Raw genomic sequence first — 12,029 nt, forward strand, 5'->3', positions numbered from 1 at the left:
CTGGCTCTGTTGCTAGCCACCCTCCTTGCTGTCTTCGTTGCGTCGGCAGCGCGCGCCGAAGGTCCAGTGACGATCGTCGATGATCCGGCGGTGCTCGCCGCGCTCGATGCCAAGGGCTATGGCTTTGCCGAGATGTTTGGCGCGGCGGGCGCGGGCGATCTGAAAGCTCTCTACGACAAGGCGCCGGCCTATCACGCTGTCGTCGACACTGTGGCGGCCGATGTCGTCGCGCTGCGCGCCGACATGAAGGCCGGCGGGCGGCCGCTCTACGAGGTCACCGACGGCAATGTCGGCCGCATCATGGACATGCGCTGGCTGAAGACCGATGCCGCCCGCTTCCGGCTGGTCGGCGTCGTCAACCGGCTCGATCGTCACGACTTCGCCGCCGTGCTGGGTGACAAGAGCTGCGGCGAGGTGCGCTTTATCTACCGCCTTGCCTACAGTTTTCGGAAAAATGGCAAGCTGTTGGCGTCGCGCCTGCCGTTCAATTTCAACGCCGTCTACAGCGCGGCGCCCGATGCCGACGGCGGCTGCGTCGGCGTTGCCGGACGCTGGACGCCACAGCTTGACGAGACCGTCGATGCCGGCTGGCTGACCGGCGGACCGCTGGAGAAAACCGGGCTGACCTTCAAGCAGTTGGAACTCAACGCACAGGTGGTGCGCTTTCCCTCCGGCCAGGAAACCGAGTTCGGCGGCCAGGCAGCCTATCTCATGCGGATATTCGGCATCGATGGCGGGACGGTCAGCGAGAAGCCGCTGGAGAACACGCCCGACACCGCACGGCTCTCGCAAGACGCGGCGCTGAAGACAAGGCTCGCCGCCTATGTCAGCGCCAACCTGCCGGCGGTCGACGAAGGCGTCTACGAAATCCCCGACGAATTCCTGGCCAGGAAGGTCATCTCCTGGTCGACCTTCGGCAGTGCGCGGCAGGCCAACCACCCGTTCACGCCGCTGCTTCAGCCCGAGGAATTCGCATCGCTCGATTATTCCGGGCTGAAACTGCTGCGCACGCCGGAAGCGCTGGTCGAGCGGCTGGACAATGGCGCCTGCCAGGGGTGCCATCAGGCTGGTTCCACTGCCGGTTTCCATTTCATAGGGCTCGACGACAAAACGACGTCGCCGCTCAACCGCATCGAGGTTGGCATTTCGCCGCATCTTCATGCCGAAATCCCGCGCCGCGAGGCTTGGTTGCGCGCCATGGCGCAAGGCAAGGAGCCGAACCGCTTCCGGCCGCTCTCCTTTGCACCGCCGGCTGCCTGGACGGACGCCGGCGCGGTCGACTACGCGCCGGCCGAGATGGCCATGCCGTGCCTGATGCCGGAAGATGCCGCCCGTTTTGGCGGGACCTGGCAGTGCGGTGGCGGCACGGTCTGCACGCCACTGGCGACGGCATCGGGCGTGCGGACCAAGCTGGCGCAATGCCTGCTGCCCAAGGACAGCCCTGAGATGTTTTCCGGCCATCCCTGCCTGACCGGCTCGATCGCCAGCAACGCTGAGCAGCCTTTCAACGACCGCTACAGCATATCAGGCCAGTTGGCAGCCTTCGCGCCGGATGTGTCGCGCACCGCCTACACCTGCCGTCCGCCGAAGATCGGCGTTCCTGCCGGCATCGCCTATCGCGGCTGCGACGACAAGGACCGGGTCTTCGCGGCCTTCAAAGCCGGCAAGCCGATGCCGAACGAGATCTGCGGGCTGGTCGGCGGCAAGAAATTTGACATCTGCGTGGCCACCAACAATTTCGACCAATGCCTTGGCGGCGCCGTCAATCGCGGCAACCGGCCGACCTGTTCGGCCGATCATTTCTGCCGCGAGGACTATATGTGCCAGTCGCTGCCGCCCGATACGCCTGGCATCGGTAAGATCAAGGGTATCGGCTTCTGCTCGCCGACCTATTTCATCTTCCAGATGCGCATCGACAACCACGCGACGCCCTGGGGCAGTTCCGTCCGTGCCACCATGGGGGCAGGATTTGGCGCGGCGGAAGAGGAGTAGCCGCTCCCAGAAACAATCCGGGTGGCTATCTATCGATCAAGATGGTCGGCGACCTTCGATGTCCATTCACCATCGAAATGATGAACGCGCTCGGTAACAACTTCATTGCTCAAAAGGCTGGAAAGGGCTGAAACCAAAACCGGCTCCATCGCAGGGACCGAGCTATATCCGAGCGCAGCCAAACGTTCGGACCATGGCGGATGATCGGCACTTTCGTTGTCTGGGGCATCCCAGGCCCTTTGAGCATACTCTTGCAGGATGGAGTGGCTCGACAGTTCCTTGGCTGCCCTCAAAACTCTATCGAGCGGTGGAGGAGGTGGAACCATCGTGCCAAGCAATTCACGCTTGAGTGGATCATAAACCCGATGCTCGAAGAACGCGTCGGCTGCGCCGATCAGCAGCAGCGCACGCGCTGCCTGGTATGCATCGCCGGACGTCGCTGCATGACGATCGGCATCGATCTCCGCCCGTCGTGACAACCGTATTCCTTCGCGTTCCATGGCGGATGACAGTGGACTGAGCAACCAGTAAAACAAACTGCCGGAAACGGTCCTCCCCGGAGGGGCGTAGTCGAAGATCAAGTCGAAGCTTTTGTCGAGTTCGGCAAGATTGAGTCCGCCGTTTGTATCTCTGTTTCTCAGATGCGCGTCCTCATGGGCCAAGATCGCCGCAAACGCCTTGTCGTCGGTCACCGCAAGCAACGGAATACCGACCGTCAAGATCACCCGACGACCAAGCAGGCCGAGAAACGGACGCTCTTCCCCTATACTGGCGTTGAGGTTGTCGCTCAGCACGATCGTTGTTCGGCCGGCACGATGTTTGCCAGCAACACCTTCCCACACAGCCCACAATTTGGGAGCCGAGTGCTGGGAGATGCCTTGTACCTGGCTGGATCGAAAGCCGGCGAACAATGCTCCGATCAACAGAACAAAAGCCAGCATTGCGGCCGGTATGGCGATAACCCCGCCCGCGATAACCGCGAGCGGATTTCGGTCGAGCAACAACAGCCACAGCAGCACAGGGCAGAAAAGCGGCAGGGCAAAAAGCAGGATGGCAAACCTGCCGAAGCTCGTTCCCATAGAAAGGACCAGACGCGACATCAGCGCCTCACAGCGGGATGTTGTCGTGCTTCTTCCAGGGGTTCTGCATGTCCTTGTTGCGCAGCATCCGCAGTGCGCGGGCGATCCGGCGGCGGGTCGAGTGCGGCATGATCACCTCATCGACATAGCCACGCTCGGCAGCGACGAAGGGTGACAGGAAGCGATCCTCGTAAGCCTTTGTATGCGCTGCGATCTTTTCCGCATCGCCAATGTCCTTGCGATAAATGATCTCGACCGCCCCCCTGGCGCCCATCACCGCGATCTGCGCCGTCGGCCAGGCGTAGTTCATGTCACCGCGCAGGTGTTTTGACGCCATCACGTCATAGGCGCCGCCATAGGCTTTTCTGGTGATGACGGTGATCTTCGGCACGGTGGCTTCGGCATAAGCGAACAGCAGTTTCGCGCCATGCTTGATCAGCCCGCCATATTCCTGCGCCGTGCCGGGCAGGAAGCCGGGGACATCGACAAAGGTAACGATCGGGATCGAGAAGCAGTCGCAGAAGCGCACGAAGCGCGCCGCCTTGCGGCTGGCGTCCGAATCGAGCACGCCGGCCAGCACCATCGGCTGATTGGCGACGAAGCCGACGGTACGGCCCTCGACCCGCCCGAACCCGGTGACGATGTTCTTGGCGAAATTCTGCTGGATCTCGAAGAAATCGCCTTCGTCGGCGGTCTTTAAGATCAACTCCTTGATGTCGTAGGGCTTGTTGGCGTTGTCGGGGATCAGCCGGTCGAGCGACAGATCATTGTCGGTGACCGACTGGTAGCATTCGATCTCGGGGAGCTCCGATGTGTTGGAGGCGGGCAGCAGGTCGACCAGCCGACGCATCTGCAGCAGCGCCTCCACGTCATTGTCGTAGGCGCCGTCGGCGATCGAGGATTTCGTGGTGTGGACCGAGGCGCCGCCGAGGCTCTCGGCGGTCACCGTCTCGTTGGTGACGGTCTTCACCACATCCGGTCCGGTGACGAACATGTAGGAGGTGTCGCGGACCATGAAGATGAAGTCGGTCATCGCAGGCGAATAGACGTCGCCGCCTGCGCAAGGACCCATGATGAGCGATATCTGCGGAATGACACCGGACGCCAGCACGTTGCGCTGGAAGATCTCGGCATAGCCGCCGAGTGCAGCGACGCCCTCCTGGATGCGCGCGCCGCCGGCATCATAGAGGCCGATGATCGGCGCGCGGTTGCGCAGCGCCATCTCCTGCACCTTGATCACCTTCTCGGCATGGGCTTCCGACAGCGAGCCGCCGAAGACGGTAAAATCCTTGGCGAAGAGATAGATCGGGCGGCCATTGACGGTGCCCCAGCCAGTGACGACGCCGTCGCCGGCGATCTTCGTCTTCTCCATGCCGAAATCGGTCGAGCGGTGCTCGACATACATGTCGAATTCCTCGAACGAGCCCTCGTCGAGAAACACCTCGATGCGTTCACGCGCGGTGAGCTTGCCCTTCTTGTGCTGGGCATCGATGCGGACCTGGCCGCCACCCATGCGGGCGATGTCGCGGCGGCGCTCGAGTTCCTTCAGCACGTCCTTCATCGGTTATCCTCCCAGGCCAGCAGCATTTCGTGGTAATCGTGCCGGCAAGCGAGTGCAAGCACCGCTTGCGCTGCGGTTTTGTTGCGCTGCAGCATGACGCCTCTTGCATTTGGCAGCGAACTGGGCCATATGCGGCGACATAGGCGCTTGGGCCGGGAACAATCCGGCCTTCTCGACAAATGAGACTGGTTGCGTCTGTTTTCCCTCTTTCCGGTATATCGGCCCTCTTTCCGGTACATCACAAAGCGGCGAAAAAGCCCCGTGGCATGACGCCTGCGGGCACGACAGCGCAGCCGAGTGGACGAAACCGTCCGCCCGCCTTGTCGTTTCATGACAATTTATCCGACGGCAGGTTGCGCCCTGCCGCCATTGATGTTTGCGGCCATGAGCCGCGTGAAAGAAGAATATTTTGACCAACGAAAACACTTTGCTCGGTACTGGGGAACTCTCCGGTTTCGCAGCACTTGGAATTACGGGCGCGCTGCTCAAGGCGACCCATGCCGCCGGCTTCACCGAGCCGAAGCCGATCCAGACCCAGGCAATCCCGCCACAACTGGAGGGCCGTGACATTTTCGGCATCGCCCAGACCGGTTCGGGCAAGACCGCGGCCTTTGCGCTGCCGATCCTGTCGAAGATCATCGCTCTCGGCACCAAGCGCCGGCCGAAGACGGCGCGTGCGCTGATTCTGGCGCCGACGCGCGAACTCGCCGTGCAGATCGAGGACATGATCAAGCTGCTCGCCAAGGGCGCGCATGTCTCGACCGCGCTCGTGCTGGGCGGCGTCTCGCGCTTCAGCCAGGTGAAGAAGGTCGCTCCCGGCGTCGACATCCTGATCGCCACACCAGGCCGGCTGACCGATCTGGTGCGTGAGGGCGACCTCGTGCTTGCCGACACCAAATGGCTGGTGCTGGACGAAGGCGACCGCATGCTGGACATGGGCTTCATCAACGACGTCAAGCGCATCGCCAAGGCGACCGCTCCGGACCGTCAGACGGTGCTGTTCTCGGCAACCATGCCGGCCGAAATCGCCGAACTGGCGAAAGGCCTGTTGAAGAACCCGATCCGCGTCGAAGTCGCCCCCCACAGCACGGCGGCGGCCGAGATCGTGCAGGGCGTCGTCTTCGCCCGCACCAAGCAGAAGCGCCAGGTGCTGTCGACGATGCTCGCCGACGAGGCGATGAAGTCCGTCATCATCTTTTCGCGCACCAAGCATGGCGCTGACAGGGTGACTAAGGACCTCGAGCGCGACGGCTTCAAGGCCGCCGTTATCCACGGCAACAAGTCGCAGAATGCCCGCCAAAAGGCGCTGAACGATTTCCGCGAGGGCTCGGTGCGCATTCTCGTGGCGACGGACATCGCGGCGCGCGGCATCGACGTCCCCGGCATCAGCCATGTCGTCAATTTCGACCTGCCTGACGAAGCCGAAAGCTATGTCCACCGCATTGGTCGCACCGGCCGCAACGGCATGGACGGCATCGCCATCACGCTTTGCGACCCGTCGGAAAACAGCAAGCTGCGCCAGGTGGAGCGCATCATCCGCACCAAGCTGCCGATCGTTGCCGACCATCTCGGCAACCCTGATCCGCAGCGCAATCCGGCTGAAAAGAACGAGCGCTTCGAGCCGGCCAATGATCGCAACGGCAATGGTCGTCGCGACGGCAGGCGGCCCGGTGGCGAGAACAAGGGCAACGGGTTTGGCAAGAAGCGCTTCGGCGACAAGCCGGCATTCGCTGGCGAGCGCAAGCCTGAAGGCGCCAAGCCCTTCAAGGGCAACAACAAGCGCCGCTTCGGCGGCAAGCGTCCGGCGGCGCGGGCTGCGTAAGCCAGACCGCTTCGCAATCCGTCAAGCCTAGGCTGGCTGATTGCTCGTGACTGACAAAGAAAGGGCGGCTGAAGCGATGCTTCGGCCGCCCTTTTCGTCGGTAAGCTACTTGGCCACGGCCTCGACCCAGACGGCGATCCTTTGCGCCAGAAAGGCCGTGATCGATGGCGACAGCGCGTCGCCGGCGATGACGTGGTTGTCCGGGTCGCCGCTGTTCTCGACCGGAACCAGTTCGTGCGGCCCGCCCCAGCGCGCGGCGATTTCGCGGGTGCGGTCTTCGCGCACCACTCTGTCAGAGTCCGAAAAGATGAACAGGGCAGGGATGGTCGCCTTCTCCACCGGCGCGCCATAAGCAAGCTCGGTCAGCGCCTGCATCGGCAGCGTCGCGGCAATTGGATATCTATAGGTTCAGAATTTCTCGTGCGGCGCGTTGCGCGGCACGAAACTGTGTTCCTTGTCGGCGACGAGTTTTGCGATCTGTTTGCCCCACCTCGGCACCGGATGCCTGGACGCCGAAATTCGGCGAGATGAACGCAATCGCCGCCACCCCGTCCGACGCGCCCGGCTGCGTCGCCGCCCACGTCGCCAGTGAGCTGCCGGTCGAGGTCGAGATGACGATCACCTTGTCGCCGATCGCCCGGCCGATGGCGAGTGCCTCCTCACAGTCGTTGATCCAGGCATTGACGCTGCCTTGTGTCATCGCCGCGCCGTCCTGCCCGTGGCCGGTAAGGCGAGTGTAGAACAGATTGGCGTCGAGCTGGTCGGCCACTTCGTTGGACAGCGGCCGGACCTCTCCCTTCGAGGCGGAAAAGCCGTGGATATAGACGATCGACAGCGGCGTCCTGGCATGCACAATTGGATTGGCCCAGACGATCTCTTTCTCCAGCCCGTCCCGGATGCCAGGTATGGCGGCTTCCGCCTTCGCCACATAGGCCTGCGGATCGTCGCCGAAGACCGAGGGATCGAAACGGATCGTGGTGTCGACAGGAACACGCGGGCCAAGCACGAAAGCCAATGAAAGGAATGCGACAAGGCCCAGCACAGCAAGCACGATCCGTCGCCCCATCGCAGACTCCAGAGAATAATTTCTCAGCCTATGGCGGCGGCCACAACCAGGCAACGTGCCGGCTCGAAAGCGGGCGGCTCGCCGATTGCGATGCCGTTCTACTCGCTTGGCGGTTTGCGGTCGTAGTGCAGCGGCCGGGCCTTCCAACTGGTCATGAGGCTGATCACCCCTCTGCACAGCGGCCTCGGCAGCAGGCTGAGCAGCTTCAGCGGCCAGCTCAATCGGCGCGGGAAGGTGACTTCGAAGCCGCCGGACTTGATGCCACGCGCCATGCGGCGCGACGCTCGGCTGACCGGCATCAATCCCGGCATCGGCAGCATGTTCTTCTCGGTCAGCGGGGTGTCGATGAAGCCCGGATTGATCACCTGGATGCGTACGTTCATCTTGTCGAAATCATACTTCAGCGATTCCGCCAGGATGTTGATCGCCGCCTTGGTGCCGCCATAGGCAGCCGTGGTCGGCCAGCCGAAATAAGCGGTGACCGAGCCGACCAGCACGACGTGGCCGCGCGCCCGCACACGCATGCGCTCGACCGCAGGCACCAAGCCGTTGACGATGCCGAAATAGTTGACCTCAAAGGACCGGCGAAAGTCGGCGACGGCCAGATTCTCGCCCGGTGTCGATATGTAGTTTCCGGCATTGAAGACGGCGAGCACGATGGGACCGAGCTCCTTCTCGATAGCGGCGACGGTCTTTGCCATGCGCGGCTCGTCGGTGACGTCGCAGGGAAAGGCCGTGACACTGCCAGGCATCTGAGCGGTCTCGACGGCAAGCGTGTCGATCGGATCGTCGTCGAGCGCGGTCACCGCGACGGCGTAGCCCTGGGACGCAAGATCCCTGGCCAGCGCACGGCCGATGCCGCTGCTGCCGCCCGTGATCCAAGCGACGCCGTGCTTCGGGTTGGCCCGATAGAGTGTCATGCTGCGCCCTGTCGACTTGTTCGTGTCCTGCTCTAGCGATGAAGAAATCGAATGAAAAGAGTGCTTTTCATCGCCGCGCGGAAATGAACTGTGGGGCATGAAGGCGATGTTGAGAAGCGTTGGCGCGATAACAGTGCCGCAAATGCGACTGGACCAGACAAATTCTTGCCTTGAAACCGAAGCTTCGGGTTTCTAGGGTTTCGGCGCACCTACACAAGGAATCCTGAATGCCCCGTTCTGTGATCGACGCGATCGGCAACACGCCTCTGATCCGCCTCAACAAAGCGTCTGAACAAACCGGTTGCGAGATCCTGGGCAAGGCCGAATTCATGAACCCGGGCCAATCGGTCAAGGATCGCGCCGGTCTGTTCATCATCCGCGACGCCGAGCAGCGCGGGCTGCTGAAGCCCGGCGGCGTCATCGTCGAGGGAACGGCCGGCAATACTGGGATCGGGCTGACGCTGGTTGCCAAGGCGCTGGGATACCGCACCGTCATCGTCATCCCCGACACCCAGAGCCAGGAAAAGAAGGACACCATCAAACTGCTCGGTGCCGAGCTGATCGAGGTACCCGCGGTGCCTTACAAGAACCCCAACAATTACGTGAAACTGTCGGGGAGGTTGGCCGAGCAGATGGCGCGGACGGAGCCGAACGGCGCCATATGGGCAAACCAGTTCGACAATGTCGCCAACCGTGACGGCCATATCCGCACCACGGCGCAGGAAATCTGGAACCAGACCGGTGGCAAGGTCGACGGCTTTGTCTCGGCGGTGGGTTCGGGCGGAACGCTGGCCGGCGTCGCCTCCGGGCTGAAGGCCAAGAGCAAGGACGTCAAGATTGCGCTCGCCGATCCGCTGGGCGCCGCGCTCTACAGTTTCTACACCAGCGGTGAGTTGAAGTCCGAAGGCAGTTCGATCACCGAAGGCATCGGGCAGGGGCGCATCACCGCCAATCTCGATGGCTTCACGCCGGATTTTTCATTCCAGATCCCAGACGAGGATGCGCTGCCGATCGTCTTCGACCTGATCCAGGAAGAGGGCCTTTGCGTCGGCGGCTCGACCGGCATCAACATTGCCGGCGCGATCCGTCTGGCGCGCGAACTTGGGCCCGGCCACACCATCGTGACCATTCTTTGCGACTATGGCACGCGCTATCAGTCGAAGCTTTTCAACCCGGAATTCCTGCGCGAGAAAAACCTGCCGGTGCCGGGCTGGATGGAGCAGCGCAGCACCATTTCGGTACCGTTCGAAAAGGTCGCGTAATGGCGCACAAGACGGAAGCGCTTTTTCGCGACGACGCCTATCTGCGCGCGGCGGACGCTACTGTCATTGCCGTCAACGACCGCGGCGGCATTATTCTCGACCGGACGATCTTCTACGCCACCTCGGGCGGCCAACCGGGCGATACCGGTCATCTTGAACGCGCCGACGGCGGCCACATCGCCATTGCCGCCACCATCACCGGTGAGACCAAGGACGAGATCATCCATGTGCCGGCGCTGGAACAAGGGGTGGCGGAGGTTGGCGAGCGGGTGAAACTTGCCATCGACTGGGAACGGCGGCACCTCTTGATGCGCATGCACGCGGCTTGCCACCTGCTCACCGTCGTCTGCCCGTTCCCGATCACGGGGGCGGCGGTTTCCGAGGACGACAGCCGAGTCGATTTCGATATTCCCGATGCCAGCTTCAGCAAGGAGGAAGTGACGGCCAGCCTGATGGATCTGGTGCGGGCCGATCACCCGATATTCACCAGGTTGATCAGCGACGAGGAACTGGCCGCGAACCCCGGCCTCGTGAAATCCAAGAACGTCCGGCCGCCGGTTGGCACCGGCAAGATCCGCCTGGTCTGCATCGGTGACAATGCTTCGGTGGACAGCCAGCCCTGCGGCGGCACCCATGTCAAAAGCACCGGCGAAGTCGGCGAAATCCATATCGGCAAGATCGAGAAGAAGGGCCGCGAGAACCGGCGCTTTCGGATCCGCTTCGGCCCGATGCCGGTGAACTGATGCATGTCGCCTAAAAGTGGCCCCGGTTTTGGGACAACCACAAGGACTTAAAGCCACAAGGACTTAAAGCGCGTCGCCTAGATCCGCTTAAACGCGACGCGCTTTAATCAGACAACCAGCGCCAAAAGGCGTGCAGGAGAACAAAATGGCCGAGGACAGCCCTTTCACCGTCGATGCGGACTGGCTGCAGCAGCGCCTCGGCGAACCCGGCCTGACGATCGTCGACGCGTCCTGGTATCTGCCGGCGCAAAAACGCGATGCGCGCGGCGAATACGAAGCAGCCCACATCCCGGGCGCACGATTTCTGGATCAGGATGCGGTTTCGGACCCGGCTTCGGCGCTGCCGCATACATTGTCGTCGCCGCAGCATTTTGCCCAGTATGTCGGTTCCATGGGCGTTTCGGCCGACGACACCATCGTCGTCTATGACGGTCCGGGCTTCTTCTCCGCGCCTCGGGCGTGGTGGATGTTCCGGGTGATGGGCGTCTTCCAGACGTATATTCTGGACGGCGGCTTCGATGGTTGGAAAGCGGCCGGCCGGCCGGTAACGGCCGAACCGACCAAGATCGCGCCAAGTGTATTTCATGCGGATTTTGATGCCGGTCGCGTCGCCAGCCTCGCCGACATGCGCCGGATCGTCGATACCGGGGAAAGCCAGATCGCCGATGCCCGTGGACCGGGCCGCTTTACCGGCACGGAGCCTGAACCGCGCGCGGGTATCCGATCAGGCCATATGCCTGGCGCGCGCAATCTGCCCTATTCGGCGCTGTCGGAAAATGGCGAGCTGCTGTCGAAGGACCGCCTGCGCAAGGTGATCGAGGGGGCTGGCATCGATCTGTCGAGATCCGTCATCACCTCGTGTGGATCCGGCATTACAGCCGCGGTGGTGACGCTGGCGCTGGAAACTCTTGGCCATACCGACAACAGGCTTTACGACGGCTCATGGACGGAATGGGGTGGGCTCTCCGACACGCCCGTCGTGACCGGCAAGGAATGAGGACGATGGAAAACGGCGCTCTGGAAGACATCGAAGTCACGGTGACGTTTCTCGAGATGAATGTGCCGCCGGCTTATTCGCCACCGGTGCCCTACAACCGCCAGGTCGCGCTTTTGAAGACCAAGGAAATTCCTCTGCATTTCTACCGCTACCTGATGGATCGGGTGGGGCGAAAATGGCACTGGGTCAATGTGCTGAGGCTGGATGACGATGAGCTTTCAGCCGGTATCCACCGCGAGGACCGCGACATTAGGGTGCTCTATCTCGACGGCGCGCCCGCCGGCTTCTTCGACCTCAAGCCGCACTTGCCGGAAGAGGTCGAACTCGCCTATTTCGGCATGATGGAACATGCGACCGGGCAAGGCATCGGCAGATGGTTCCTGGGCTCGGCGATCGCGGCGGCATGGTCGTACGGGCCGAAGCGGGTGACGGTGCAGACCTGTACGCTCGATCATCCGGCGGCTCTGCCGCTCTACCAGAAGCTTGGTTTCGCACCGGTGGCGCAGAAGAAGGAAGTCGTGCATCCGCTGCCGTTCCTCGAGCGCTCGGCCAGCGTCATGCGGCCGTGACATCAGTTGGTCCGTTCG

General features: G+C 62.5%; 9 protein-coding genes and 1 pseudogene. 6 read left to right on the plus strand and 4 right to left on the minus strand.

Annotation, left to right across the window (positions count from 1 at the left end; genetic code table 11):
• Positions 1-66: 66 nt before the first annotated feature.
• A complete protein-coding gene (locus AC1D10_RS34260) occupies positions 67-1,992 on the plus strand; it encodes a hypothetical protein (RefSeq protein WP_477279542.1) in 1,926 nt (641 codons plus the stop codon).
• Positions 1,993-2,021: 29 nt separating this feature from the next.
• Here AC1D10_RS34260 and AC1D10_RS34265 read toward each other — a convergent pair whose 3' ends face one another.
• Together AC1D10_RS34265 and AC1D10_RS34270 are read right to left on the minus strand one after the other, a co-directional pair.
• Complete coding sequence (locus AC1D10_RS34265) at positions 2,022-3,092, minus strand: M48 family metalloprotease (protein WP_477279544.1); 1,071 nt, start codon at positions 3,090-3,092, stop codon at positions 2,022-2,024.
• Between the two features lie 7 nt (positions 3,093-3,099).
• Positions 3,100-4,632 (minus strand): acyl-CoA carboxylase subunit beta, encoded by a 1,533-nt coding sequence (locus AC1D10_RS34270; protein WP_477279546.1) that lies wholly within the window; start codon positions 4,630-4,632, stop codon positions 3,100-3,102.
• Between the two features lie 409 nt (positions 4,633-5,041).
• On the opposite strand from AC1D10_RS34270, the gene AC1D10_RS34275 reads away from it, so the two are divergent.
• Entirely contained in the window at positions 5,042-6,454 is a 1,413-nt protein-coding gene (locus AC1D10_RS34275) for a DEAD/DEAH box helicase (RefSeq protein WP_379097770.1), read from the plus strand.
• Positions 6,455-6,559: 105 nt separating this feature from the next.
• Here AC1D10_RS34275 and AC1D10_RS34280 read toward each other — a convergent pair.
• Both AC1D10_RS34280 and AC1D10_RS34285 read right to left on the minus strand, forming a co-directional pair.
• Positions 6,560-7,520 (minus strand): annotated as a pseudogene (locus AC1D10_RS34280) (alpha/beta hydrolase).
• 98 nt (positions 7,521-7,618) lie between these two features.
• A complete protein-coding gene (locus tag AC1D10_RS34285; protein WP_477279548.1) occupies positions 7,619-8,440 on the minus strand; it encodes an SDR family oxidoreductase in 822 nt (273 codons plus the stop codon).
• Between the two features lie 227 nt (positions 8,441-8,667).
• On the opposite strand from AC1D10_RS34285, the gene AC1D10_RS34290 reads away from it, so the two are divergent.
• The 4 genes from AC1D10_RS34290 to AC1D10_RS34305 all read left to right on the plus strand — a co-directional run bounded on the left by AC1D10_RS34290 (position 8,668) and on the right by AC1D10_RS34305 (position 12,011).
• Positions 8,668-9,702 (plus strand): cysteine synthase A, encoded by a 1,035-nt coding sequence (locus AC1D10_RS34290; RefSeq protein WP_477279550.1) that lies wholly within the window; start codon positions 8,668-8,670, stop codon positions 9,700-9,702.
• Positions 9,702-10,445 (plus strand): alanyl-tRNA editing protein, encoded by a 744-nt coding sequence (locus tag AC1D10_RS34295; protein WP_477279552.1) that lies wholly within the window; start codon positions 9,702-9,704, stop codon positions 10,443-10,445. The genes AC1D10_RS34290 and AC1D10_RS34295 overlap by 1 nt, the downstream gene beginning before the upstream one ends.
• Before the next feature lie 145 nt (positions 10,446-10,590).
• A complete protein-coding gene (sseA, locus tag AC1D10_RS34300; protein ID WP_477279554.1) occupies positions 10,591-11,442 on the plus strand; it encodes a 3-mercaptopyruvate sulfurtransferase in 852 nt (283 codons plus the stop codon).
• A 5-nt stretch (positions 11,443-11,447) separates the two neighbouring features.
• Positions 11,448-12,011: a GNAT family N-acetyltransferase gene (locus AC1D10_RS34305; protein WP_477279556.1), complete on the plus strand. Its 564-nt coding sequence runs from the start codon at positions 11,448-11,450 to the stop codon at positions 12,009-12,011.
• Positions 12,012-12,029: the final 18 nt, after the last annotated feature.

It is taken from the genome of Mesorhizobium sp. P2_A8 (assembly GCF_056404935.1).

Bases quoted from the DNA above. Each gene is read 5' to 3' on its own strand.
- AC1D10_RS34295 (WP_477279552.1), top strand. From the start codon at position 9,702: ATGGCGCACAAGACGGAAGCGCTTTTTCGCGACGACGCCTATCTGCGC.
- AC1D10_RS34265 (WP_477279544.1), bottom strand. From the start codon at position 3,092: ATGTCGCGTCTGGTCCTTTCTATGGGAACGAGCTTCGGCAGGTTTGCC.
- AC1D10_RS34290 (WP_477279550.1), top strand. From the start codon at position 8,668: ATGCCCCGTTCTGTGATCGACGCGATCGGCAACACGCCTCTGATCCGC.
- AC1D10_RS34270 (WP_477279546.1), bottom strand. From the start codon at position 4,632: ATGAAGGACGTGCTGAAGGAACTCGAGCGCCGCCGCGACATCGCCCGC.
- sseA (WP_477279554.1), top strand. From the start codon at position 10,591: ATGGCCGAGGACAGCCCTTTCACCGTCGATGCGGACTGGCTGCAGCAG.
- AC1D10_RS34305 (WP_477279556.1), top strand. From the start codon at position 11,448: ATGGAAAACGGCGCTCTGGAAGACATCGAAGTCACGGTGACGTTTCTC.
- AC1D10_RS34285 (WP_477279548.1), bottom strand. From the start codon at position 8,440: ATGACACTCTATCGGGCCAACCCGAAGCACGGCGTCGCTTGGATCACG.